The sequence below is a fragment of the Pseudomonas caspiana genome, from assembly GCF_040224095.2.
Lineage (GTDB): Bacteria > Pseudomonadota > Gammaproteobacteria > Pseudomonadales > Pseudomonadaceae > Aquipseudomonas > Aquipseudomonas caspiana.
In genome coordinates this window covers 1181037-1207087 of sequence record NZ_CP167995.1, presented here as the reverse complement: position 1 = coordinate 1207087, position 26051 = coordinate 1181037, and the positions used below count along the sequence as shown (strand labels likewise).

Genomic DNA, 26051 nt, shown 5'->3' with positions numbered 1-26051 from the left:
ATGGAGGAGATTATGGATCAGGACTCTCAGCGCAGGATCGGCTCAAGCCGGTCCTGCGCGAGAATTGCGGGCGGGGTTTACTCAGCCGCAGGCGTTTGCGTCTTGCGCTTTTTCAGCGGGGCCATGCCGTCTTTGCTGACCAGCGACAGAGCATCGGTCTTCGGGCGGTTGGCTATTTTGCGTTTGGTCGGTGCCTTGGCGCCGGTTTTTTTCTTGTCGTCCTTGGCGTCGGTCTTTTTCTTCTTCACGCCAACTGCTTTGCCTGAAGCCTTGACCTTTTTCGGCCCGCCATAGCTGCCTTTGACTTCCTTGATGGTGCGACGCTCGAAGCTCTGCTTGAGGTAGCGCTCGACACTGGACATCAGGTTCCAGTCGCCGTGGCAGATCAAGGAGATCGCCAGACCTTCTGCACCCGCACGACCGGTACGGCCGATACGGTGCACATAATCATCGCCACTGCGTGGCATGTCGAAGTTGATCACCAGATCCAGACCTTCCACATCCAGACCACGCGCTGCCACGTCGGTCGCCACCAGCACTTTGGTGCCGCCCTGTTTCAGACGGTCGATCGCGGCCTTGCGGTCTTTCTGATCCTTGTCGCCGTGCAACACGAAGGCTTTGTAATCCAGCGCTACCAGACGGCCATAAAGGCGGTCAGCCAGGGCTTTGGTATTGGTGAAGATAATCGCCTTCTGATACGTCTCGTTGGCCAGCAGCCAGTGCACGATCTGCTCTTTGTGGCTATTGTGATCCGCGGTGATGATCTGCTGACGCGTACCGGAAGCCAGCTCGCTGACGCTGTTGACTTGCAAGTGCTGCGGATTGTTCAGCACCTTGCTGATCATTTCGCGCAGGCCCGCACCACCGGTGGTGGCCGAGAACAACAGGGTCTGTTGACGGTTGGCGCACTCATTCGCCAGACGCTCGACGTCTTCGGAGAAACCCATGTCCAGCATGCGGTCGGCTTCGTCGAGAACCAGTACTTCAACGTTTTTCAGGTCCAGGTTGCCGGCGTTCAATTGCTCCAGCAAACGGCCTGGGGTACCGATCAGAATATCCGGCACCTTGCGCAGCATGGCAGCCTGCACCTTGAAGTCTTCACCGCCGGTGATCAGGCCGGACTTGATGAACGTGAACTGCGAGAAACGCTCAACTTCCTTGAGGGTCTGCTGCGCCAGCTCACGGGTCGGCAGCAGGATCACGGCACGGATGTCGACGCGAACCTTGGCCGGGCCCATCAGACGATTGAGGATTGGTAATACGAATGCAGCAGTCTTGCCGCTACCGGTTTGCGCCGTCACCCGCAGATCACGCCCTTCCAGCGCCAGAGGTATGGCCGCAGCTTGCACTGGCGTCGGCTCGACAAAGTTAAGCTCGGCCACGGCTTTAAGCAGGCGTTCATGCAGGGCGAATTGGGAAAACACGGGTGTTACCTCGACGAAATACAAAAATACGGCGCATAGCGTAACGGTTTCGCGCGTCCGAGCCGAGTTTCTTTACTACCAACGGCCGATTTTGTTACGCAATTTACCAACGTAACCCTTTATCAGGCCCATGAATGTTCTAATTGCCGCGCTTTTTTCTTGAGGATTTTCAGACACCCCATGGATATTCAATCGTTATGGCGCCGTGCCCAGGAACTCTGGGCCGTCCTTGATCAGCATCCCGTCCTGCATGCCAGCCTCGGGCTGTTGTTGCTATTGATCGTCGCACTGGTCGCCGGGCGGCTGGCGCGTTTTCTGGTCCTTCACGCCACGAAAATACTGGGCCGCCAACCCGCATTGCACTGGATCAATGACTTACGCCACAACAAGGTCTTCCATCGCCTGGCACAAATGGTCCCCTCGCTGGTCATCCAGTTCGGCCTGAATCTGGTACCTGACCTCAGCAAAACGGGTCAAAACGTCATTGGTAACATCGCCCTGGCGTTCACCATTCTGTTCATGACGCTGGCCATCGGTACGCTGCTGAACGCCCTGCTCGATATTTATGCCCGCACGACCCACGCCCGCACCCGCTCGATCAAAGGCTATGTGCAACTGGCGAAGATGATTCTGTATATCTTTGCCGCGATCATCATCGTCGCCACCTTGATCGACCGTTCGCCGCTGCTGCTGCTTTCCGGTCTGGGTGCCATGTCGGCAGTGATTTTGTTGGTCTACAAAGACACGTTGCTGTCGTTCGTGGCCAGCGTGCAACTGACCAGCAATGACATGCTGCGGGTCGGTGACTGGATTGAAATGCCTCAGGTCGGCGCCGATGGCGATGTGGTGGACATCACCTTGCACACGGTCAAGGTACAGAACTTCGACAAGACCATCGTTTCCATTCCGACCTGGCGCCTGATGTCCGAGTCGTTCAGAAACTGGCGCGGCATGCAGCAATCCGGCGGGCGACGTATCAAGCGCAGCCTGTTCATCGACGCCAGCGGCGTGCGCTTCGTGCGTGACGATGAGGAGTTGCAGCTCAGCCAGGTGCACCTGCTGACTGATTACATCAGCCGCAAACAGGCCGAACTACTCGCCTGGAATCAGGCTCAGGGCAACGTCGCAGCGCTATCTGCCAACCGCCGACGCATGACCAACATCGGCACCTTCCGCGCTTACGCACTGGCGTACCTGAAAAGCCATCCCGACATTCACCCGGACATGACCTGCATGGTCCGCCAGCTCGAAGCCACCTCCCAAGGCGTGCCGCTGGAAATCTACTGCTTCACCCGCACCACCGTGTGGGCCGATTACGAACGCATTCAGGGTGATGTCTTCGATTATCTGCTGGCGGTACTGCCGGAGTTCGGGCTGGGGGTTTATCAGCAGCCGAGCGGGTCAGATATGCGGGTGGGTTTGGCGGGACACGCAGAAGCGCAGACGCTATGACAACCGTTAAAGTGGTCAGCTCCACAGCTGACCACTTTTGCCACCGGGATTACATTTTAAAACTGGCGGAGGAGGCATCCCCGATCAAGGCCTGCTCTACGGGTACATATAGACTGCGAATATGCGTCACAAGAAAAGCCCAAAAGGCAGGATCATTTACCGTTTGCAAGACCAACTGAGAGGGCAGAAAGCGGGTCATCTCCTTGCGAAAATCAGTTGCCACAACCGGATCGCTATCCAGCAAATCGATACGCTCTTTCAGCAAGGTCAAAAAAGCCGCTACTTCGCACTTATGGTCACGCAGCTTACTGGCTAGCAGTGGGAATGCCGGGATTACGCTCTGCTGACGCAACCAGACCATATCCCACAGGTCACGGTTTTTGATCTTGTTGGGACGTAGAGCAAAAGCCACGATTTTGTCGGCGTAAATTTCTTCGCGTGTCTCGGCCTGAAGTATCAAACCGCTGGTGCCCATATCGACGCCGTACGGATTGAGCAACAGCATTGGCTGAGGCTGGTAGCTGGGGATTGAGCACACATCAATGTTGATTCGCTGCGCGGGCAAATCCCTGCGCCCAGGCCTTGTCTGGATTTTCAGCTTCCAGGTATCAACATTGCCCTCCTCGCGAACAGGCTCGCTGATCTGGACCTCAAGTCCATACTTGGTCTCAAGGCTTGAGATAAGTACCCGCGCCAGCTCGGCCAGACTTTGGCGGCTGAAATCGGCACCGCCAGTAAAGTCCAGGTCCTCACTTAAACGATTCGAACCATAACAGGCGCGAAGGCAGGTCCCGCCAATAAAGGTCAACGTGGCGAGCATCCCGGCGGAGCTCAGTGCCAGCATGATGTCGTGATGCAATAATTCTTTTTCAACCACCACGCGCAACGGTGCGAGGTCCTGCCTGTTCTTGAGCGCTTCGTTCACCAACTCGTCAAATAAGCTCATCAGCGACACTCCAGTCGATCAGATCCATTTTCCGTTTCGCGGCCTTCATGTCGCGCAGCGCCTGCCTTGGCGACGCTCGCCATAATCGGCAGGCTGCGTCGTAATGAATATGGCCTACGAGGGTCTGTGCCGTTTGGCGGGTATGTACAAACTCAATGCTGCCCCACTTGCCACATGAGATCGTGCTGCTACGCCCCGAAGACATCAGCGTGATCCACTGGATCGGGATTTGTGAGATGACCCCGACGTCACTCAGCACTGTTTCCAGGCTGATGTAATTAAACTGCTGGGCCCGAATCCTGGCGGCTGCATGAAATAAAACAAGACCAGAGTCGGGTTTGGCAGGTTCAAACAGATACAGCCCGCGGCAGACGCGGGACAGGTATCCATCTGAGGCAGCCCGGCTTAATAGGGTTTTATACGCTCCCAAAGAAATGTCGGGGACTATTGCCCTCAGATCATCGGGCGTAAAAAGATAGCGCTCGGGAGTCGCGAATTGAGTCAGACGCTGGATCAATCGTCGCATGGGTTGAAGCGCATCGAAGGAAGTAGCCATGCCACGGACTCAACAGAAGGTTTCAACAAATGTAACTTACCGTTGAGTCAGCGGCAATGATCTTAGCCCCTCAGACATGCATCAGCTCAAAACATGCCTGCGTGCAAGCCCTAACCGACTCACCCACAACGACACCAGAATCAGTACCCCGCCAAAAGCCAGACGCCCAAGGGGTTCGTCCTGATTCCAGATCAGCAGGTTGATCAGCAGCCCGACCGGCACATGTAGAACGTTGAACACTGCCAGGGTGCCGCCGTTGACCAGACACGCCCCTTTGTTCCACCAATACATGCCCAGCGCCGTGGAGCAAAATCCGAGGAACAGCAGCACTGCCCATTGATCCGCTGCGTCTGGCAAACGTTGCGGGTTGCCGAACATCAGGAACGCGGGCAAGGCGATGATCAACGCGCCAAGGTAGAAGTAGCCGAAGCGCCGGTAATGCGGCAGGTCGCTGGGGTAACGGGCGACCAGGTGTTTGTACAGCACCTGACCTGCGGCATAAGTAAAGTTGGCCACTTGCAGCAACAGGAAACCGCCGAGGAAGTTGCCGTCGATGCCGTCCCAACGAATCACGCCTGCCCCCAGCACAGCAACCAGTGCGGCCACCAGGGCCCACGGGTTGAAACGTCGATTGAGGGCATCTTCGATCAGCGTGACGTGTAATGGGGTGAGGATGGTAAACAGCAGGACTTCCGGCACGGTCAGCACCCGGAAGCTCAGATACAGGCACACATAAGTGATGCCGAATTGCAGCGCGCCGATGACCAGCATGCCGCGCATGAAACCCGGCTCCACCCGACGCCACTGAGTCAACGGGATAAAGACCAGCCCGGCCAGTACCACGCGGATCAACACAGCGAAGTAGCTGTCGACGTGCCCTGCCAGAAAAACGCCGATCAGGCTGAATGAAAACGCCTGAATCAGCGTCACGATAAGTAGATAACCCATGAATGCTCCCCCGTTGAAGGCGGCGACCTTAACGGGTTGGTGTCAGCGGTGTCCACAAAGCCCGGGCAAACTCAATTCATGTGGCTCGCGCGCGCCTATCAAACAAAATATAACTCACTGAATAAATACGGTTTTTTTGTGGGAGCGGTGCTTGCCCGCGATAAGGGCGGCGCGGTCGAAGGATAAATAGCGGTGTTATTTATCGCAGGCAAGCACCGCTCCCACATGGAACCGAGCTTGCGGTGAGACAGCGCAGCGGCGAAGACGAAGCAGTCGCCGCTGCAGAAGACACATCTGCCCGCCTGACGAGGCTTACTCCTTGGTTAAATCCACCAACGGTTCCTGACGCACCTCAATCGCACGTCCCGCCTGGATATCCTTGACCTTGCCCAGCGCCGTATCGACTGCAGCCTTATCCGCCAACAGGCTGTAACTGATCTGGAACTGGCGTTGCTCCTTGGGACCAATCGTCGGCACCAGATTCAAGGGCCGTTGGTAGCGGCGGTTGTAGGAGAAGCTTGTGCCCGGCTCCAGCCCGGTCACGTAACCCTGCCCTTTGGTGTCGGTGTTTTTCCACAGTGAGAACACCGGCAACTGCTGGGTACTGAAGCCCAGCGACACGCCCAGACTGCCGCCCTTGTTGTGCAGGACCGCAAGGGTCTCGCCCTTGGCATCGCCATAAGGCACAACGTTATAAACGGTTTCATCGTAGTCGGGGGTTGGCGCTCGGTAGGTTTGCCAGTCGGCAAGATCACCCTTGGCCTTCTCGTTGAACGGCGATACCTGCTTCACCGGCGCCTCGAAACGAGCGCCCTGCTCGAGGAACGGCGTGCTGAAGTTACTGTGATACAGCGCCTGATATTCCTTCGGGTAGTCCCCGTTATTGGTCAACGTGTCATTGAGGGTGAAGCGGGTGCTGCCAGCGTCAGTGACCAGTTCGGTCTGAACCGAGAAATCGACTTTCTTGAACGCCTGCTCCTTCAGCTCACCTTTGAGACGGATCGCATAGGGCGGTTTTTCGTCGATGTGCAACGTCACTTTACTGGCCGGAATGTTCGCGGCACGGCCGTGAAGGGTAAGCAATTCGCCGTTATCCATACCCGGATGCCCGACCCATTCATAACCGCAGCGGGTCACCAACTCGTTGAACCCTTCCAGCCAGCCCAGCCCACCACGACCGTTAAGCTCGATAAAGGCTGGATTGACGATGTCTTTCACGGGCGAATCCCAACCCATGCGCACGTCACCGACGGACGCTTGCAAAACGTTCATGCCGCGAGTGGGCACCACCGAAAGCTTCATCGTGCCGTTATCAATATCAATCACGCTGACGCCTTCCTGCCGGCCGCCGTGCAGGGTGCGCATCGTGATCGAAAAGGGCTTGTCGATTTTCAGGCCAAGCTGAGCGCTGGTGATTTGCTGATTCTGAGCGGGTTTGTCGGTGTCGAGCAGCACATAGTCCCAGGCGGCAGCCTGTGTAGCGACGGCAATTGCGCTGAGGCCGAAAAGCCAGGCAAGAGGTTTCATGGGGTAGTCCTTATTGGAATTATTGGATTCGCTGCAGCATAAGGCTGAATCGGGTTAATCGATTCAGCTAACGAACGAGTCTAGTCAAAACAGCGAGAACAAGAAACGCAATTCAGACAAAGTCGCCGCTGAGAAACGCGGAAAAGAAAAAAGCCCGATGACCTCCCAAAACGGGGGTCTATCGGGCCATGCACCCAGGAGCGGGAGGTGCCAAGGGGAAGTCGATTCAATAAAGCGTGCAGCAGTACTTCAGATCAGGCCACTTGGGCCAGCTTGGTGACGGCCTGGTTCATGCCCTTCTCGACGAAGTCACCGCCCATGTTCAAGCCTTCAGCGTGAATGAAGGTGACGTCGTGGATGCCGATGAAACCCAGCACCTGACGCAAGTACGGTTCTTGATGATCCAGGCTGCTACCGGCGTAGATACCGCCGCGAGCGGTGAGGACGATGGCGCGTTTGCCGACCAACAGGCCCTGCGGACCGGTTTCGCCATATTTGAACGTCACACCGGCACGCAGCACATGGTCGAGCCAGGCTTTGAGCGTGCTCGGGATTGCAAAGTTGTACATCGGTGCGGCGAGCACCAGAACATCCGCTGCGACCAATTCATCCGTTAGCAGATTGGAGCGCTCCAGCGCGGCTTGTTCGGTGGCAGAGCGCTGATCGGCGGGTTTCATCCAGCCGCCCAGCAACGTGGAATCCAGATGCGGCACCGGGTCCTGAGCCAGATCGCGAACCGTCACCTGATCAGCCGGATGCGCTGCCTGCCATTGGCCGATGAACTGCTGAGTCAATTGGCGGGAAACCGAATCTTGCTGACGGGCGCTGCTTTCGATGATTAGGACGCGGGACATGATCTGTAGCTCCAACGAGAAATACGTGTTCGATGGAGTGAAGGTTAAACAGGACCATATCGATTAAAAAGCGTAAAAATCTGCTTCAAAACATCTAATAATTTGTTTTATTAAAAACACCGCTCTACTCTGGACGCCGATATTAATCTGTAGGAGCGCACGAGCCACGCGAGGCCGCGATGGCGTTTTATCTGATACACCGCCATCGCGGCCTCGCGTTGCTCGTGCGCTCCTACAGGCCGGGGAACACCGAAACCTGGCGCAGGACAAAACGGCACACGGCTACCAGCATCATTCGGCTTTACAGGTAAGACTGATGCGCAGCTTGATGATGCTGCGGTTGAACTTGGCGGTGACGTCCGCGCTTTTTTTTGCGGCCACGGTAATGCGTCGGGTGCGAGGCGCTTCGGGGCCATTGCGAAACACCACGCTGCACTTGGCATCGACATCGCCGTAGTTGTTCACGGTGATGGAGCCGGTGTCGTAAAAAGTATCGTGGGCGGTGTAGTCGACTTGAACGCCCTCGTAGCTTTTCTCCACTTCGATGGGATAAGCCCAGGCCGTCAAAGGCAGCAGCGCCAGCAATACACAACAGATTCTGTTCATCGGCAGTCTCCAGAAGGGATTGCAGATTAGGATAAAGCGCTACAAAAGAGGAGCACCACATGAAAGCCCCCCGCGTCACCCTCGATCAATGGCGAACCTTGCAGGCCGTGGTCGATCATGGTGGCTTTGCCCAGGCAGCCGAAGTGCTGCACCGCTCGCAATCGTCCGTCAGCTACACCGTCGCGCGGATGCAGGAGCAGCTTGGCGTGCCGCTGTTGCGCATTGACGGGCGCAAAGCGGTGCTGACCGAAGCCGGTGGCGTACTGCTGCGCCGCTCGCGGCAGTTGGTCAAACAAGCCAGTCAGCTCGAAGACCTGGCACACCACATGGAGCAAGGCTGGGAAGCCGAAGTGCGATTGGTAGTAGACGCCGCTTACCCCAACGCAAGACTGGTCCGGGCGTTGACGGCCTTCATGCCGCAAAGCCGCGGTTGCCGCGTCAGGCTGCGCGAAGAGGTGTTGTCCGGGGTAGAAGAAGTGTTGCTTGAAGGCGTGGCCGATCTGGCAATCAGCAGTTTCAGTATCCCCGGCTATCTGGGTACTGAAATGAGTAACGTGGAGTTCGTCGCCGTCGCGCACCCGGAACATGCACTGCATCAACTGCATCGGGAGCTGAACTTCCAGGACCTGGAAACCCAACTGCAGGTCGTCATCCGTGACTCTGGCCGCCAACAACCGCGGGACGTTGGCTGGCTGGGTGCTGAACAGCGCTGGACAGTGGGCAGCCTCGCAACCGCCGCGACATTTGTCAGCAGTGGTCTAGGCTTTGCCTGGTTGCCGCGTCACCTGATCGAACGCGAACTGCGCGAGGGTGTACTCAAGGCCTTGCCGATGGACAAAGGTGGCAGTCGTAACCCGATCTTCTATCTTTATTCCAGCAAGGACAAACCACTGGGGCCAGCGACGCAAATTCTTATCGAATTGATCCGCACCTTTGACACTGCGCCGCTGACCGCCGCGTTCGCCGCACCACAACAAGCCTGACAAGGAACGGTCCATGGCTCATTTCGAACATGATGGCTGCTCGCTGCATTACGAAGAGTATGGCCAGGGCCCTCCCCTGCTGTTGCTGCATGGCCTTGGTTCAAGCTGCCGGGACTGGGAATATCAGATCCCGGCGTTTGCCGCCCGTTATCGCGTCATTGCCATGGACATGCGAGGTCACGGGCGCTCCGACAAACCGCGCGAGCGCTACAGCATTCGTGGGTTCAGCGCCGATGTCGAAGCGCTGATCGAACACCTGAATCCGGGGCCGGTGCATGTACTTGGTCTGTCCATGGGTGGAATGATCGGCTTCCAGCTGGCGGTGGATCATCCCCAGTTGCTGAGAAGCTTATGCATCGTCAATAGCGCCCCCCAGGTCAAAGTACGCAGCGCCAACGACGTATGGCAGTACAGCAAACGCTGGGCACTGGCGCGCTTGCTGGGCATGCAGACACTGGGCAACGCGGTGGGCCAGAACCTGTTCCCCAAGCCAGAGCACGCGCAATTACGCCAGCGCATGGCCGAACGTTTTGCGCAGAACGACAAGCGCGCTTATCTGGCCAGCTTCAATGCCATTGTCGGCTGGGGTGTCGAGCACAAACTGTCGCGGATCACCTGCCCGACGCTGGTCATCAGCGCAGACCGGGATTACACGCCCGTCTCGCTCAAGGAGGCATATGTGAGGTTAATCCCCAATGCGCGTCTGGTGGTGATCAATAACTCGCGCCATGCAACACCGCTGGAGCACCCCGAGGAATTCAATCGCATCGCGCTGGAGTTCATCGATGCGGCACAGGCCTGACGTGAATGCCTGAAGAGCATTCACGCTGGGCAAAAAAAGCCAAACGTGATTACCTTGCAGCCTGCATCGCTTCATGTGTCTGCATTATCGATCGCAGTCGAAACCATCAATCAGGATCAACTGACCCATGCTGAAAAAAATCGCCATCGCCGCCTGCTCCGTGCTGTTCGCCGCTAACCTCATGGCTGCAACACCTGCCAAGCCGACCCACGTCGTGCTCGACACCAGCTTCGGCGCGATTGAAATCCAGCTCGAAGACCAGAAAGCGCCGATCAGCACCGCGAACTTCCTCGGCTATGTCGACAGCGGTTTCTACAACAACACGATTTTCCACCGTGTGATCCCGGGCTTCATGGCTCAGGGCGGCGGCTTCACTGCACAAATGATGCAGAAACAAACCAAAGACCCGATCAAGAACGAAGCCAATAACGGCCTGCATAACGTCCGTGGCACCGTAGCCATGGCCCGCACCTCGCAGGTCAATTCGGCCACCAGCCAGTTCTTCATCAATACTGCGGACAACGCCATGCTCGACAACGGCGTACGCGATTTCGGTTACGCGGTGTTCGGCAAAGTGGTCAAGGGCATGGACGTCGTCGACCAGATCGTCAACGCCCAGGCGGGCAACAAGCAAGGCATGCAGAACGTCCCTCTCGACCCGATCTATATCAAGTCTGCCAAGCGCGTCGAATAATCTCAGGCGCACCGCATGAAATCAGTTTAAGCATTCCTGATTTCGTGCGGTCCGATGAAGGGAATATCCGCTCAGTAAGGAGAGCCCGCCTAACTCGTGGGCATCATTGCCAATGTTCTATCGTCGTTTTGAAAAACTGATCGATATCTTCCGAGACGCCCCCACCGACGCCCCACCCAACAAAGTCCTGGCCTTTTACATCTACTACCTGCGTCAGGTCTGGCCAAGTTTCGCCGCACTGTTAGTCGTCGGCTTGATTGGCGCGTTGATCGAAGTCGCGATGTTCAGTTATCTGAGCCGCATCATTGATCTGGCCCAAGGCACGCCCGACAAAGATTTCTTCAGCATTCACGCCAACGAGCTCATCTGGATGGCCGTGGTTGCCCTGGTGTTACGCCCGATTTTCGTCGGCCTGCACGACCTGCTCGTGCATCAAACCATCAGCCCCGGCATGACCAGCATGATTCGCTGGCAGAACCACAGCTATGTACTCAAGCAAAGCGTGAGGTTCTTCCAGAATGACTTCGCGGGGCGCATCGCTCAACGCATCATGCAAACCGGCAACTCATTGCGCGACTCTGCCGTTCAGGCCGTGGATGCGCTTTGGCACGTGTTGATCTACGCCATCAGCGCCCTGGTGTTGTTCGCCGAAGCAGACTGGCGCCTGATGATCCCGCTGTTGCTGTGGATTGCTGCGTATATTGCCGCGCTTTGCTACTTCGTCCCGCGCGTGAAAGAACGCTCGGTGGTGTCCTCCGACGCACGCTCCAAACTCATGGGCCGCATCGTTGACGGCTACACCAACATCACCACCCTGAAGCTGTTCGCTCATACCAATTACGAACAACAGTACGCCCGGGAAGCCATCGTCGAGCAGACCGAAAAAACCCAATTGGCCGGTCGCGTGGTGACGGCCATGGATACCGTGATCACCAGCATGAACGGCGTGCTGATCGTCACGACCACCGGGCTGGCGTTGTGGCTGTGGACGCAGTCGCTGATCTCGGTCGGCGCCATTGCGCTGGCCACCGGTCTGGCGATTCGTATCGTCAATATGTCCGGCTGGATCATGTGGGTGGTCAACGGCATCTTCGAAAATATCGGCATGGTCCAGGACGGTCTGGCGAGCATTTCCCAGCCGGTCAGCGTCACCGATCGCAAGCCTGCACCGCGCTTGAACGTAGACAAAGGCGGCGTGAAATTTGACGGCGTGGATTTCCACTATGGCAACGGTAACGGGATCATCCATGGCCTGAACCTAGACATTAAACCGGGCGAAAAAATCGGCTTGATCGGCCCGTCGGGTGCAGGCAAGTCAACGCTGGTCAACCTGCTGCTGCGCATGTATGACGTGCAGGACGGGCAAATTCTGATCGACGACCAGGACATTTCTCACGTGTCTCAAGAGAGCCTGCGCGAACAGATCGGCATGATCACTCAAGACACGTCGCTGCTGCATCGCTCGATTCGCGACAACTTGTTGTACGGCAGACCTGAAGCGACTGATGAGCAACTCTGGGAAGCGGTACGCAAGGCTCGGGCGGATGAGTTCATCCCGCTGCTGACAGATTCCGAAGGACGCGTGGGCTTTGATGCACAGGTGGGGGAACGTGGCGTGAAGCTGTCAGGTGGCCAACGCCAGCGTATCGCTATTGCTCGGGTACTGCTCAAGGACGCACCGATTCTGATTATGGACGAGGCCACTTCTGCGCTGGATTCGGAAGTCGAAGCCGCCATTCAGGAAAGTCTGGAAACGCTGATGCAGGGCAAGACCGTGATCGCCATCGCCCACCGCCTATCGACGATCGCCCGAATGGACCGGCTGGTCGTACTGGAAAACGGCCGCATTGCTGAAAGCGGTACTCATGCCGAACTGCTGGCGCACGGTGGGTTGTATGCGCGGCTGTGGCAGCACCAGACGGGCGGATTTGTGGGGATTGATTGAGCCCCGGCCTGTGGGAGCAGAGCTTGCTCGCGATAAAGCTGAACGCGACATACCTGACATCTGCGGTGCCCTTATCGCGAGCAAGCTAAGCTCCCACACAAGCTCGGCTGGCACAGGTTTGGCGTATCAAACCTGCCGATACGGCAGCGCGCCTTTGGCATCTTCGGCATAGGCCAGGATGCCAACCCTTTCCTGATCAAGAAAATCACTCACCGCGTCTTTCAGCCCTTCATGGGTCAAGTAGTGCCATGAGCGAGTGATCACCGGTTCGAAGCCGCGAATCAATTTGTGCTCACCCTGCGCGCCTGCATCGAAGCGCTTCAGGCCGTGGGCGATAGCGTAGTCCATGCCCTGATAGAAACATGTTTCGAAATGCAGGCGGTCAAACTCCGCCAGACATCCCCAATAGCGCCCATAAAAACTGTCACCGCCCAACAGGCTGAACGCCATGGCCACCGGCCGTGTGCCCTGTCGCGCCAGCACCACCCGAATGGCCTCGGGCATCCGTTCGGCCAACAGACTGAAGAACTCACGGGTCAGATAAGGCGACTGCCCACGAATCTCATAGGTATTGGAGTAGCAGGCGTAGACGAAATCCCACAGCAGCTCACTAAGCTGATGGCCCTCCAGCCAGTCGAACTCGATGCCCTGCCCCGCCACCTGTTCGCGCTCTTTGCGCATCTGCTTGCGCTTGCGCGAACTCAGCGCGTCGAGGAAGTCCTGAAAGTCCCGATAGCCACGGTTTTGCCAATGGAACTGGCAGCCATAACGCTGCAGCCAACCGGGTTGCTCGTCCAGAAACGCATCAGCCAGTGAATCCGTGAAGTTAACGTGGGCGCTGGAAAGTTGCTGATCCTGAAGATAGCCCGGCACAGCATTGAGCAATTCGATGCCAGCCTCAGGCGAGGCCGACAAAATCCTCGCGCCACTCACCGGGCTGAACGGCACCGCCACCAGCAACTTGGGGTAATACGCGATACCTGCACGGCGGCATGCGTCAGCCCAGCTGTGATCGAACACATACTCGCCGTAGGAATGCCACTTGCGGTAAGCAGGCATTGCCGCAACCAGCTCACCGTTCTGGTAATTGAGCAGGTGTTGCGCCTGCCAACCCGAGCGCGGTCCAAGGCTGCCGCTGTCTTCCAGCGCACTGAGAAAGGCATGGCGAACGAACGGCTGACCACCCGGAACCAGTGCGTCCCATTGGGCAGGCACGACGTTTTCAAGGTTAGCGATCTGGACGGGCATGCGGACTTCCCCAACTGAGTCGAGCGACGCAGCAGTATCCCCCATCATGCCTTGTAAGCAAACCGAGCTGCTGTAGAACGCGCCGCAGCTGTTCACGGCGCCGCGTTTTTCCCAGTGGAGTTCACAAGCAACGCGAGGCCACGACAACGCCCTGTATGACGCACGCCTACGACACTTTTAACGCTTACGCAAAATCACGCTACCAATCGAATAACCCGCACCAAACGAACTCAGCACGCCCAGCGCGCCGCTTGGCAAATCATCCTGATAGGTGTGAAACGCGATCACCGAGCCCGCCGAACTGGTGTTCGCATGCGTGTCGAGAATCACCGGCGCCTCTTCGACCGACGCGTCGCGGCCCAAGAGCTTTTTGACGATCAGGTGATTCATGCTGAGGTTGGCCTGGTGCAGCCAGAAACGCTGTACGTCGCTGACATTCAGGCTGTTCTCCTGCAAATGCGCGCCCACCAGTTCGGCGACCATCGGGCACACTTCGCGGAACACTTTACGGCCTTCCTGCACGAACAGTTTGTCAGGTGCGCCTTCGCCCTCTTCGGCCGTGCGATTGAGGAAGCCGAAGTTATTGCGAATGTTGTTGGAAAAGCTGGTCAGCAACTTGGTGCCGAGGATATCGAACTGGTGCGCCGAGGTGGCCAGATCAGCACGCTCAACCAGCACAGCAGTGGCGGCATCGCCGAAGATGAAGTGGCTGTCGCGGTCGCGGAAATTCAGGTGCGCAGTACAGATTTCCGGGCTGACAACGAGCACGGAGCGAGCCTGCCCCAGTTGCACGCTGTTGCTTGCCGCCTGAATACCGAAGGTTGCCGACGAGCAAGCGACGTTCATGTCAAAGCCGAAACCCTGAACACCCAGCGCGGCCTGAATTTCGATGGAAATCGCCGGATAAGCGCGTTGCAGGTTAGAGCAGGCGACAATCACACCGTCGACATCGGCAGCGGTTTTACCCGCACGTTGCAAGGCTTGCTCAGCGGCAGCGACACCCATCTGGCAGAGGATCGACCATTCATCGTTGGAGCGCTCGGGCAAGCGAGGCTTCATGCGTTGCGGGTCGAGAATGCCGTCTTTATCCATGACAAAACGGCTTTTGATACCCGAAGCTTTTTCGATGAAGGCAGCGTTGGACTCAGTCAGCGCCTGAACTTCGCCACGCTCAATGGCGGCAGCATTCTCGCTGTTGAATTGAGCAACGTAAGTATTGAAAGACTGCACCAGCTCTTCATTGGAAATGCTGTTGGCCGGGGTGTACAGGCCTGTGCCGCTGATGACGACGTTGTGCACGGTCGTTCCTCTCTTATTGATCAATGCAGGTAACGACCTGCTCGCGCATGGTGGCGGCCCTTTTTTTGGGACCAACGTACCAATGCAAAACTGTAAAACACCCTTGGTGCGAACAAGCTTGGGCAACACTCAGGGGGGCAAGGGGCGAAGTGTGCCATATCGGCCCCTATATTTGGGAGTTTGAACAGAAGACCTGTAGGAGCTCACGAGCACCGCGAGGCAGCGACGACGGTGTGTCAGGCAAATCGCGATCGCTGCCTCGCGGTGCTCGTGAGCTCCTACAGATATCCGTTTGAACGGCCTACCCCTCCACCTGCGCCCACTGTTTACTCAGGCGCTTGTCGGACACCGGCATTTTGGTCCCCAGTTGTTGAGCAAACAGCGACACGCGGTATTCCTCCAGCCACCAGCGATAGGCGGTCAACTCCGGGTCGCGCTTGCCTTCCTGCGCGTGTTTGCTGGCGCGCGCCTGGTATTGGGCCCAAAGCCCGGCCAGCTCGATGCTCCAGACCCGGTCTTTCTGAACCTGACCGGGCAGTTTTTCAAGACGCATTTCGATGGCTTTCAAATAGCGCGGCAACTCTTTAAGCCACTGCGCCGGGGTTTCGCGGACGAAGCCCGGATAGACCAATTGCGCCAGCTGCGACTTGATGTCGTTGAGCGCCACCGCTTCGGCCAGATTGATCTTGCCCTTGAAACGCTTTTGCAGGCCGTGCCAGAGCTTGAGAATGTCCAGCGTCAGCTTCGCCAGACGCTCGGCGTGTTCTGTCCATGCGCCACGCTTGCGTTCGGCCAATGCCAGCAGCCCAGCGCCGTCACGCGGCAAACTCTCCTCGCCTTCCAGCACGCAGCTGTCGAGGCTGGCCAGCAGGATGTCTTCAACCAACGCGTCAATGCGGCCCAACTCGCGATGCAACAAGGCCAGTTCGGTTTGCCCCGGCAGCTTACTGCGCAGGAACTTGGCCGGTTCTGCCAGTTGCTGTAACAACAGGCGCTGCAAGGCACGGCGATGCTGATATTCGGCTTCGGCAGACGTCGAGAAGCGCCCTTCCTTGACGGTGCCCGACTCTTCTACCAGCGCCGGATAAACCGTCATGGAAAGCCCGGCGATGTTCTGCTGGGTTTTTTCCGCCACAGGTGCGAAGACTTTCGCCTCGACCGGCTGCTGACCTTTCGCGGACTGCGGCACAGCCAAGGCCGCCTGACTGGCTTCTGCAAAACGCGCGGTCAATTCGTCCAGCTCGCGACCTTCGCCAAGAAACTTGCCGTTACCGTCGACGATTTCCAGATTCATTTTCAGGTGACTTTCGAGCTGCTGCGCGGCTTCAACCCAAGCCTCGTCGCTGACTCGTGCGCCGGTCATGCGCAGCAATTCGCGGCCCAGCGCCTGCGGCAGCGAGCCTTCGCCAAACGTGATGCGCTGCAACGCAGCCTTGATGAAGTCCGGCACTGGCACGAAATTCTTGCGAATCGCCTTGGGCAAGTTACGGACCAGTGCGATGCATTTGGTTTCCAGCAAACCCGGCACCAGCCACTCCAGGCGCTCGGCGGGCAAAGACAGCAGCAAGGGCGCAGGTACACGCACCGTCACGCCATCGCGAGGATGATTGGGCTCGAAGTGATAGGTCAGCGGCAGGGTCAGATCGCCCAGCTTGAGGGTATCCGGGTAATACGCCGCGGTGACTTCGTTGGCCTCGCGGGCCAGCACGTCTTCTTCGCGCATGATCAACAGTTGCGGGTTCTTCTGGCTTTCGGTTTTGTACCAATGCTCGAAGGTCGCAGCTTGATGAATTTCGGCGGGGATACGTGCTTCGTAGAAACCGTAGAGCGTGTCTTCGTCTGCCAGAATGTCACGGCGGCGCGCTTTGGCTTCCAGCTCGTCGAGGGTTTCCAGCAGTTTGGTATTGGCGCTCAGGCACTTGGCGCGAGAGTTGATCTCACCACGCACCAGCCCTTCGCGGATGAACAATTCGCGGGACACCACTGGATCAATCGGGCCGTAGTGCACCGGCCGACGGCCGACCACGATCAGACCAAACAGGGTGATCTGCTCGAACGCCACGACCTGACCGCGCTTTTTCTCCCAATGCGGCTCGAAGTGATTCTTCTTGATCAAATGCCCGGCCAGCGGCTCGATCCAGTCGGAATCAATTTTGGCGACCATCCGTGCGTACAGCTTGGTGGTTTCCACAAGTTCAGCGGTCATCAACCATTGCGGCCGCTTCTTGCCCAACCCTGACGACGGGTGAATCCAGAAACGTCGTTGCCGCGCGCCGAGGTAATCGCCTTCGTCGGCTTTCTGACCAATCTGGCTGAGCAAACCGGAAAGAATCGCCTTATGGAATTTCGGGTAGTCGGCAGGCTCTTTGTTGACCGTCAGTTGCAGGTCGCGACAGATCAGGCCCAATTGCCGATGGGCGTCGCGCCACTCACGCAGCCGCAGGTAATTGAGGAAGTTACGACGGCACCAATTGCGCAGCGGGCTGGCGGTCAGGGCCTGGCGCTGCTCTTCGAAACCACGCCACAGATTGACCAGCCCGGCGAAATCCGAATCGGCGTCTTTCCATTGTGCGTGCGCTTGATCCGCCGCTTGTTGACGCTCTGGCGGACGTTCGCGCACGTCCTGCACGGACATGGCGCTGGCGACGATCAACACTTCCTGCAAACTGCCCTGCTTCGCCGCTTCGAGCAACATGCGCCCCATACGCGGGTCCACCGGCAAGCGCGCCAACTGACGGCCCAACGGCGTGAGCTGGTTCTCGCGGTTCACCGCCGACAGCTCCTGCAACAGGTTGAAACCATCGCTGATCGCTTTGCCGTCTGGCGGCTCGATAAACGGGAAGTCAGTGATCTCGCCCAGGCGCAGATGCAGCATCTGCAGGATCACCGCGGCGAGGTTGGTCCGCAGGATTTCCGGATCGGTAAATTCCGGTCGCCCGTTGAAATCTTCTTCGCTGTAAAGCCGCACGCAGAGGCCCGGCTCAACCCGGCCACAACGGCCTTTACGCTGGTTGGCGCTGGCCTGGGAGACCGCCTCGATGGGCAAACGCTGAACCTTGGCGCGATAGCTGTAACGGCTGATGCGCGCGGTCCCGGTGTCGATCACGTAACGGATGCCCGGCACGGTCAACGAGGTTTCCGCAACGTTGGTCGCCAGCACCACGCGCCGTCCCGGATGCGACTGGAAAATACGCTGTTGCTCGGCAGGCGACAGGCGCGCATACAGCGGCAGGATCTCGGTGTGCTTGAGTTGCGCCTTGCGCAGCATTTCGGCCGCGTCCCGAATTTCACGCTCGCCGGGCAGGAACACCAGCACATCGCCCGGGCTCTTGCGCTCGCTGCGTTCAAAAGCGGCCAGCTCATCCAGCGTTGCCAGAATCGCCTGATCAACCGTCAGGTCATCTTCGACGCTGTTGCCCTCTTCGTCCTGCTGGGAGGTCAGCGGGCGATACCAGGTTTCCACCGGGAAGGTCCGGCCGGAAACCTCGACGATAGGCGCGTCATTGAAGTGCTCGGAAAAGCGCTGCAAGTCGATGGTCGCCGACGTGATGATGACTTTCAGGTCCGGGCGACGTGGCAGCAGGGTTTTCAGGTAACCGAGCAGGAAGTCGATGTTGAGGCTGCGCTCGTGGGCTTCGTCGACGATGATCGTGTCGTAGCGCTCAAGAAAGCGGTCGTGTTGGGTTTCAGCCAACAGAATGCCGTCGGTCATCAGCTTGATCAGGGTGCTGCTGTCGCTCTGGTCTTCGAAACGCACCTGATAACCGACCAGCGCCCCCAGTGGCGTTCCCAACTCTTCCGCAACGCGACTGCCGACACTGCGCGCCGCGATTCGACGCGGCTGGGTATGGCCGATCAGACCGTGTTGGCCGCGACCAATTTCCAGACAGATCTTCGGCAACTGCGTGGTTTTACCCGACCCGGTCTCACCGGCAATGATCAGCACCTGATGCTTGAGCAGTGCGTCTTTGATTTCGTCACGCTTGGCAGCAATCGGCAGGCTGTCGTCGTAACGAATCATCGGCACGCTGTCACGCCGCGCTGTCACCTGAGCACACGACGCCTGCACCTTCGCCACCCACTGCGCCAGCTTCGCCTCATCGGGCTTCTTGCGCAGTTCATGCAACTGGCGGCGCAAGCGATGACGATCGCTGATCATCGCGTGGTCGAGGTTCTTCAGGAGTTGGTCAATCGAGGGCGTTTGATCGGTCATCAGGTGCGCAGGGTCTTTTGATGGGTGCAAAGGCGGGGATTGTCGCAGATTTGGCGGGGATGATGCAGGTGCGGTGTTTTTGGATCGCGTCAGATCCCTGTGGGAGCCGGGCTTGCCCGCGATAAGACTGTACGCGATTGACCTGATATCAGCGGTGTTCGTATCGCGGGCAAGCCCGGCTCCCACAGGTTCGGTGTTGTCTGTTGGGGCGGGGCTTGGCAGCAGGCGAGCTTTTACTTCTTCAACCCCAACTTCTTCAATTCTTCATCGCGTAATTCACGACGCAGGATCTTGCCGACGTTAGTGGTAGGCAGTGAGTCGCGGAATTCGACGCTGCGCGGGACTTTGTAGCCGGTCAGGTTGGCGCGCATGTGTTCCATGACTTGATCCTTGGTCAGGGTCATGCCCGGTTTGACCACGACGAACACCTTGATCGCTTCGCCGGATTTATCGTCCGGAACGCCAATGGCCGCGCACTGCAGCACACCGGGCAAGGTCGCCAGCACGTCTTCCAGTTCGTTGGGGTACACGTTGAAGCCGGAGATGAGGATCATGTCTTTCTTGCGATCGACAATCCGCATGTAGCCGTCCGGCTGAATCAAGGCGATGTCGCCGGTCTTGAGCCAGCCATCCGCGTCGATCATTTCATCGGTCGCGTCATGGCGCTCCCAATAGCCTTTCATCACCTGCGGGCCTTTGATGCACAGCTCGCCGATTTCACCCAGCGGCAGTTCATTGCCTGCGTCGTCGATAACCTTGCACAGCGTCGAAGGCGCGGGAATACCGATGGTGCCGATCTGGATTTTCTGGTTAGGGTTACAGCTGGCTACCGGACTGGTTTCGGTCATGCCATAGCCTTCGCAAATAGCGCAGCCGGTCACTTCTTTCCAGCGCTCGGCGGCGGCCAGTTGCAAGGCCATGCCACCGGACAGCGTGACCTTCAGGGCCGAGAAGTCCAGATTGCGAAATTCCGGGCTATTGCACAGCGCCACGAACAGCGTGTTGAGGCCGACAAACCCACTGAATTTCCACTTCGACAGCTCCTTGACCATCGCGGGCAGGTCACGCGGGTTACTGATCAGGATGTTGTGATTGCCGATCAACATCATCGACATGCAGTGAAAGGTGAAGGCGTAGATGTGATACAGCGGCAGCGGCGTGATAACCACTTCGCTGCCTTCATTCATGTTCGAACCCATCAAGGCCTTGCACTGCAGCATGTTGGCGATCAGGTTGCGGTGGGTGAGCATCGCACCTTTAGCCACGCCGGTGGTGCCGCCAGTGTATTGCAGCACTGCGACGTCGTTGCTGGCCGGAGCGGCCTCGGTGAACGAACGGCCGCGGCCTTTGCTGAGCACCTCATTGAATTTGATCGCCGCCGGCAAGTGGTATGCCGGGACCATCTTCTTCACGTACTTGATGACACTGTTGATCAACAGGCGCTTGAGCGGCGGCAGCATGTCCGCCACTTCGGTGACGATCACATGTTTGACGCCAGTCTTGGGCACGACCTTTTCAGCCAGGTGCGCCATGTTCGCCAGACACACCAGGGCCTTGGCACCGGAATCCTTGAACTGGTGTTCCATTTCCCGCGCGGTATACAGCGGGTTGGTATTGACCACGATCAGACCGGCGCGCATGGCACCGAATACAGCGATGGGGTATTGCAGAACGTTGGGCAACTGCACGGCAATGCGATCGCCGGGTTGCAGGTCGGTATGGTGCTGAATCCAGGCGGCAAACGCGCCGGACTGCTCATACAGCTCACCATAGGTGAGGGTCTGGCCCAGATTGGTGAAAGCCGGCTTGCTGGCGAAACGTTCGCAAGACTGCTTCAATACGGCCTGGACGTTGGGGTATTCGTCAGGATTGATCTCGGCAGGAATGCCAGACGGATACTTGTCCTTCCAGAAGTTTTCAATCATGGAAGCCGGGCTCCTCAGCGACAGCGAATTCTTCACACCGCTTGAATGCGATGATTTTCTTGTGTTTTGGAATTTTGCGGTTAACGCTTCGTTGCTTTATGACAGGTCAAAAGCGGGCCGAGAGTAGCAGCTTTGCAATAGGCCGCCTAGGGGCAAAGAAGGCCCCTACAGTCACAAAAATGACTCAAGAATCAATAACGGTCACGTTTAGAGCTTTAATACTATTTGTCGCGAATCTGGCTGAAATGACTGATCTAGAGCACCCAAAAGAAATCCTGCGCTGAAATACAATTCTGTGGGAGCAGAGCTTGCTCGCGATAAGGCAGGATGCGATCCATAGCAAACCGCATCCAGTCTTATCGCGAGCAAGCTCTGCTCCTACATAAAAATGTACTTACAGAAAATCAAGCGATATCCCGTAACTCCCTCCTGAGAATCTTGCCCACCGGCGTCATTGGCAACGAGTCGCGCAGCACGATCTGTTTGGGCACTTTGTAGCCGGTGAAATTTTCTTTGCAGAACAGTTTCAGTTCTTCAATGCTGACGCCGCCTTCGCGAGGCACCACAAACAGTTTCACCGCTTCCCCCGAGCGCTCATCCGGTACGCCGATCACCGCGCAGTTGGCTACGCCGGGGTGTCCCATGACGACGTCTTCGATCTCGTTGGGGTACACGTTGAAACCGGAGACGATGATCAGGTCCTTCTTGCGATCGACGATGCTGACAAAGCCATCCGCTTCAATCACCGCGATGTCACCGGTCTTGAACCAGCCCTCGGCGTCCAACGCTTCGGCGGTTGCCTCCGGACGTTGCCAATAACCGAGCATCACTTGCGGGCCTTTGACACACAGCTCACCACGCTCGCCCAACGGTAGATCGTTGCCCTCGTCATCGATAACCTTCATCAACGTGCTTGGCACCGGAATGCCGACCGTTCCGAGTCGCGCAAGCTCGCCATAAGGATTGGCGCTGGCCACCGGTGAGGTTTCGGTCAGACCATAACCCTCGACGATCCGGCAACCGGTGAGCTGCTCCCAGCGCTCGGCCGTCGCCTTGACCAGTGCCGTGCCACCGGAGTTGGTGCTTTTCAGGCTGGAGAAATCCAGCGATTTGAAATCAGGGTGATTCATCAGTGCAACGAACAGCGTATTGAGGCCGATCATCGCCGTGAACCGCCACTGGCCAAGCTCCTTGATGAAGCCACTGATGTCTCGGGGATTGGTGATCAGAATGTTGTGATTGCCGCTGACCATCATGCACATGCAGTTCGCCGTGAATGCATAGATGTGGTACAGCGGCAGCGGCGCGATCATGATCTCCTTGCCTTCCTGAAAAACCGGTTGGCCATCGCTGCCGTGCTGGGACATGCAAGCGTGGACTTGCTGCATGTTTGCGACGAGATTGCCATGACTGAGCATCGCGCCCTTGGCCAGGCCAGTCGTGCCGCCGGTGTATTGCAGCACCGCAACGTCACTGAGTTGCAGCGGCACCGGGTTCAATTGATGACCACGGCCCAGATGCAACGCCGCCTTGAAGCGGGTGGCTTGCGGCAAGTGATAGGCCGGGACCAGTTTCTTGACCTTGTCGACAATGGTATTGATCAGCCAGCCCTTGGCTGTCGACTGCATGTCGCCCATTTTCACTTCGATCAGGTACTGGATGTCGGTGTCCGGCAGCACTTCCTGAACCAGCTTGCCGAACATGTTCAGATACACCAGCGCGCGAGCGCCAGAATCCTTGAACTGGTGGCGCATTTCCCGAGCGGTGTACAGCGGGTTGGTATTGACCACGATCAAGCCGGCCCGCAACGCACCGAAAACTGCGATGGGGTATTGCAGGAGGTTGGGCATCTGGACGGCGATGCGATCACCCGGTTTGAGTTCGGTGTGCTGCTGCAACCACGCCGCAAAGGCGGCCGAGTGGCGATCCAGCTCGGCGTAGGTCAGGGTTACCCCCATGTTGCTGAATGCCGGGCGGTCGGCAAATTTGCGACAGCTGCGCTCGAAAACCTCAACGACCGACGTGTACGCGTGCACGTCTACTTCGCAAATGACGCCTGCCGGTCGCTTGTCTTTCCAGAAATCAGGTTGCATTTGTTTTTGTCCTCTTACCTGAGATTGTCTGGCCCGCGGCCATGACGCGGGAACTTGCCGGACGTTAGCAGCTAAAACACGGAAGGCAAATATAGAAGGGGGCGACATCATTACCATGAATTACAGAGCTGGTCGGTCTGCGATTCATCAGCCACTCTACACTCCCTGAACAGGACGTTTTAACGCTGTCCATTCAGCCTTGGGAGTTGTCATGAAACATCAGCCGTTCTGGCTCGACGCCAGTGACCAAAGCCGCGTTTACGTCAATGTATGGCTACCTGAAGGCGAGCCTGAAGCGGTGGTCATGCTGTCCCATGGCATGGCCGAACACAGCAGCAGATATGCACGCTTTGGTCTCGCATTGGCCGAGGCCGGATTTGCCTTGTACGCCCATGACCAGCGCGGTCATGGCAAGACAGCGGATCAGGGCCTCCTTGGGCATTATGCCGATGAACAAGGCTGGGCGAAGGTGGTTGGCGATCTGGCCAGCGTCGCTCAGGCCATCAGCCAACGCTATCCGGGAGTGCCGGTCTTCTTGCTCGGCCACAGTATGGGCAGCTATGTCGCTCAGGCGTATTTGCAGCATCACGGCGCTGGCTTGCAGGGCGCGATTCTCAGTGGGTCCAATTTTCAGCCAGCCACCTTTTATCGCGCGGCTCGCCTGATTGCCCGAATGGAGAGCTTTCGCCAGGGCGCCAAGGGACGCAGTGCACTGATCGAATGGCTGTCGTTCGGCTCATTCAACAAAGCGTTCAAACCGGTACGCACCTGTTTTGACTGGCTCAGCCGCGATGCGCAGGAGGTCGACAAATATGCGCTCGACCCGCTTTGTGGATTTCGCTGCACCAATCAGCTCTGGCTGGATATGCTCGGCGGCCTGCAGCAAATCAGTAAGGCATCGAACCTGGCGCAAATCGACCCTGGCTTGCCGTTGCTGGTAATTGGCGGCGAATGTGATCCGGTGAGTGATGGCAAGCGTCTGAAAGATCTTGCCGACGCATTGGTCGCGGCAGGCCATCAGATGTTACAACTGAAGATCTACCCGCAAGCGCGGCATGAAGTGCTCAACGAAACCAACCGTGATGAAGTCACCCGTGATGTAATCGACTGGCTGAAACAAGCGCTGCTACAGCCAAGACCGCGTCGGGCAGAGTAAACGAAGTGCACCGAGCCGCACTGAAATGCGCCACGCCAGGCTGGCAAAACTGCGTTTGACATCAATATTCAATTTTCAGGATCACCCATGACCCAGGTAACCAATACACCTTACGAAGTCCTTGAAGTCGGCCAGACCGCCAGTTACAGCAAGACCGTTGAAGAACGCGACATTCAGCTGTTCGCGGCAATGTCCGGCGACCACAACCCGGTTCACCTGGACGCTGAGTACGCAGCCTCAACCATGTTCAAAGAGCGTATCGCCCACGGTATGTTCAGCGGCGCATTGATCAGCGCTGCCGTCGCTTGCGAGCTGCCTGGGCCGGGCACTATTTATCTGGGTCAGCAGATGAGCTTTCAAAAGCCGGTCAAACTGGGTGACACGTTGACCGTGCGTTTGGAAATTCTGGAAAAAATGCCTAAATTCCGCGTGCGCATTGCGACGCGTGTCTTCAATCAGCGTGATGAGCTGGTGGTGGATGGCGAAGCGGAAATTCTCGCGCCACGTAAGCAGCAGACCGTGACGTTGACGACACTGCCAGCGATCAGCATCGGCTGATACGGAGCATTGTAGGAGCTGCCGAAGGCTGCGAAGGCGGTGTGTCAGAACGACCGTTTCGCAGCCTTCGGCAGCTCCTACAGATATAGCCGATCAAAAAAAAGCAAAAAAAAAGGGCGACCGAAGTCGCCCAAAATGCCTTGCGTGCTCTTTTTATTGGAAGGCCTCTGCCTTATTTGCGTTTTTTCGAGTCCTTCCAGATGAATAGTCCGAAGCCTGCGAAGAACACCAGCATCAGGCCCACGGTTACGACTCCGGCCACTACCACATTGTCGAAAAACATAACCGTGCCTCCTGCGCTGAATGTCCCTGTTCGATGGGGCTAGATTAACCAGTGGCGCACAAATAGGAATTGACCCAAATCAATAGCACCACACTCTCTTCACGAGCGTGCGGAAACTGATTCGGGTCAAGGCTATAAAGAGATTCGACAGAAAGCTGTAGGAGCCGCCGAAGGCTAAGAATGGCGCGGTGTCAGGTACGACGCCTTCGCAGCCTTCGCAGCCTTCGCAGCCTTCGGCAGCTCCTGCAGAAATTGCACTTCGGTGCGGATGCCTAGCGTTTCTTGGGTTTGCTTTTCGACTTTTTCTTAGCCTTAGCCAAGGGCATCGCCTGTTCGAATGCATTGCGCATTTCGTTGAGGCGTTTGTCGTTCAGATCGTGTACACGCTTGGCGCGCTCGGCGCCCAGGTCGATCAGGTTTTCATCTGCGCTCATGACCAACAACTCTCGAACACTGGGAAGTGGGGTCAATAATGCGCAATCGCAGTGACCATGACCAGTGGCTATCTGACGAGAAAACCGCATTGATTCACGTTTGCC

General features: G+C 57.4%; 21 protein-coding genes. 7 read left to right on the top strand and 14 right to left on the bottom strand.

The window, feature by feature from the left end; all coding sequences use genetic code 11:
• Nucleotides 1-77: 77 nt before the first annotated feature.
• A complete protein-coding gene (locus tag ABRP31_RS05410; RefSeq protein ID WP_349972150.1) occupies nucleotides 78-1424 on the bottom strand; it encodes a DEAD/DEAH box helicase in 1347 nt (448 codons plus the stop codon).
• Nucleotides 1425-1604: 180 nt separating this feature from the next.
• Here ABRP31_RS05410 and ABRP31_RS05405 point away from each other — a divergent pair, with 180 nt between their 5' ends.
• Nucleotides 1605-2876 (top strand): mechanosensitive ion channel family protein, encoded by a 1272-nt coding sequence (locus tag ABRP31_RS05405; protein WP_349972149.1) that lies wholly within the window; start codon nucleotides 1605-1607, stop codon nucleotides 2874-2876.
• Nucleotides 2877-2925: 49 nt separating this feature from the next.
• Here the strand turns inward: ABRP31_RS05405 and ABRP31_RS05400 are convergent, their stop codons facing one another.
• The 6 genes from ABRP31_RS05400 to ABRP31_RS05375 form a co-directional block, all read right to left on the bottom strand.
• On the bottom strand, nucleotides 2926-3822 hold the full coding sequence (locus tag ABRP31_RS05400) for a nucleotidyl transferase AbiEii/AbiGii toxin family protein (RefSeq protein WP_349972160.1): 897 nt from the start codon (nucleotides 3820-3822) through the stop codon (nucleotides 2926-2928).
• Nucleotides 3809-4378, bottom strand: coding sequence for a type IV toxin-antitoxin system AbiEi family antitoxin (abiEi, locus tag ABRP31_RS05395; protein WP_349972148.1), 570 nt, complete (start codon nucleotides 4376-4378; stop codon nucleotides 3809-3811). Before abiEi ends, ABRP31_RS05400 begins: the two co-directional genes overlap by 14 nt.
• Before the next feature lie 81 nt (nucleotides 4379-4459).
• Nucleotides 4460-5326, bottom strand: coding sequence for an EamA family transporter (locus ABRP31_RS05390; RefSeq protein WP_087270660.1), 867 nt, complete (start codon nucleotides 5324-5326; stop codon nucleotides 4460-4462).
• A 312-nt stretch (nucleotides 5327-5638) separates the two neighbouring features.
• On the bottom strand, nucleotides 5639-6853 hold the full coding sequence (locus ABRP31_RS05385) for an aldose 1-epimerase family protein (RefSeq protein WP_349972146.1): 1215 nt from the start codon (nucleotides 6851-6853) through the stop codon (nucleotides 5639-5641).
• A gap of 254 nt (nucleotides 6854-7107) precedes the next feature.
• Nucleotides 7108-7707: an FMN-dependent NADH-azoreductase gene (locus ABRP31_RS05380; protein WP_349972145.1), complete on the bottom strand. Its 600-nt coding sequence runs from the start codon at nucleotides 7705-7707 to the stop codon at nucleotides 7108-7110.
• A gap of 291 nt (nucleotides 7708-7998) precedes the next feature.
• Nucleotides 7999-8313 (bottom strand): 3-phosphoglycerate kinase, encoded by a 315-nt coding sequence (locus tag ABRP31_RS05375; protein ID WP_087270668.1) that lies wholly within the window; start codon nucleotides 8311-8313, stop codon nucleotides 7999-8001.
• Nucleotides 8314-8372: 59 nt separating this feature from the next.
• On the opposite strand from ABRP31_RS05375, the gene ABRP31_RS05370 reads away from it, so the two are divergent.
• From ABRP31_RS05370 to ABRP31_RS05355, 4 genes are all read left to right on the top strand, one after another.
• The gene (locus tag ABRP31_RS05370; protein WP_087270672.1) at nucleotides 8373-9296 is read left to right on the top strand and encodes a LysR family transcriptional regulator; all 924 of its coding nucleotides are present in this window, start codon (nucleotides 8373-8375) and stop codon (nucleotides 9294-9296) included.
• A gap of 13 nt (nucleotides 9297-9309) precedes the next feature.
• A complete protein-coding gene (locus tag ABRP31_RS05365) occupies nucleotides 9310-10098 on the top strand; it encodes an alpha/beta hydrolase (RefSeq protein ID WP_349972144.1) in 789 nt (262 codons plus the stop codon).
• Between the two features lie 127 nt (nucleotides 10099-10225).
• Nucleotides 10226-10792 (top strand): peptidylprolyl isomerase, encoded by a 567-nt coding sequence (locus ABRP31_RS05360; protein ID WP_349972143.1) that lies wholly within the window; start codon nucleotides 10226-10228, stop codon nucleotides 10790-10792.
• 112 nt (nucleotides 10793-10904) lie between these two features.
• A complete protein-coding gene (locus ABRP31_RS05355; protein ID WP_349972142.1) occupies nucleotides 10905-12737 on the top strand; it encodes an ABC transporter ATP-binding protein in 1833 nt (610 codons plus the stop codon).
• A 126-nt stretch (nucleotides 12738-12863) separates the two neighbouring features.
• On the opposite strand, the gene ABRP31_RS05350 is transcribed toward ABRP31_RS05355, so the two are convergent.
• The 5 genes from ABRP31_RS05350 to fadD2 all read right to left on the bottom strand — a co-directional run bounded on the left by ABRP31_RS05350 (nucleotide 12864) and on the right by fadD2 (nucleotide 23515).
• On the bottom strand, nucleotides 12864-13985 hold the full coding sequence (locus ABRP31_RS05350; RefSeq protein WP_349972141.1) for a GNAT family N-acetyltransferase: 1122 nt from the start codon (nucleotides 13983-13985) through the stop codon (nucleotides 12864-12866).
• Between the two features lie 177 nt (nucleotides 13986-14162).
• A complete protein-coding gene (locus ABRP31_RS05345; protein WP_349972140.1) occupies nucleotides 14163-15284 on the bottom strand; it encodes a beta-ketoacyl-ACP synthase III in 1122 nt (373 codons plus the stop codon).
• A gap of 301 nt (nucleotides 15285-15585) precedes the next feature.
• On the bottom strand, nucleotides 15586-19497 hold the full coding sequence (hrpA, locus tag ABRP31_RS05340; RefSeq protein WP_349972139.1) for an ATP-dependent RNA helicase HrpA: 3912 nt from the start codon (nucleotides 19495-19497) through the stop codon (nucleotides 15586-15588).
• Between the two features lie 233 nt (nucleotides 19498-19730).
• Nucleotides 19731-21422: a long-chain-fatty-acid--CoA ligase FadD1 gene (gene fadD1 / locus ABRP31_RS05335; protein ID WP_349972138.1), complete on the bottom strand. Its 1692-nt coding sequence runs from the start codon at nucleotides 21420-21422 to the stop codon at nucleotides 19731-19733.
• Nucleotides 21423-21826: 404 nt separating this feature from the next.
• A complete protein-coding gene (gene fadD2, locus ABRP31_RS05330) occupies nucleotides 21827-23515 on the bottom strand; it encodes a long-chain-fatty-acid--CoA ligase FadD2 (protein WP_349972137.1) in 1689 nt (562 codons plus the stop codon).
• Between the two features lie 211 nt (nucleotides 23516-23726).
• Here fadD2 and ABRP31_RS05325 point away from each other — a divergent pair, with 211 nt between their 5' ends.
• The gene (locus ABRP31_RS05325) at nucleotides 23727-24671 is read left to right on the top strand and encodes an alpha/beta hydrolase (protein WP_349972136.1); all 945 of its coding nucleotides are present in this window, start codon (nucleotides 23727-23729) and stop codon (nucleotides 24669-24671) included.
• Nucleotides 24672-24758: 87 nt separating this feature from the next.
• Complete coding sequence (locus ABRP31_RS05320; protein WP_349972135.1) at nucleotides 24759-25229, top strand: MaoC family dehydratase; 471 nt, start codon at nucleotides 24759-24761, stop codon at nucleotides 25227-25229.
• A gap of 172 nt (nucleotides 25230-25401) precedes the next feature.
• On the opposite strand, the gene ccoM is transcribed toward ABRP31_RS05320, so the two are convergent.
• Both ccoM and ABRP31_RS05310 read right to left on the bottom strand, forming a co-directional pair.
• On the bottom strand, nucleotides 25402-25512 hold the full coding sequence (gene ccoM / locus ABRP31_RS05315) for a cytochrome c oxidase subunit CcoM (RefSeq protein WP_338014036.1): 111 nt from the start codon (nucleotides 25510-25512) through the stop codon (nucleotides 25402-25404).
• A gap of 272 nt (nucleotides 25513-25784) precedes the next feature.
• Nucleotides 25785-25946, bottom strand: coding sequence for a hypothetical protein (locus ABRP31_RS05310; protein ID WP_087270709.1), 162 nt, complete (start codon nucleotides 25944-25946; stop codon nucleotides 25785-25787).
• Nucleotides 25947-26051: the final 105 nt, after the last annotated feature.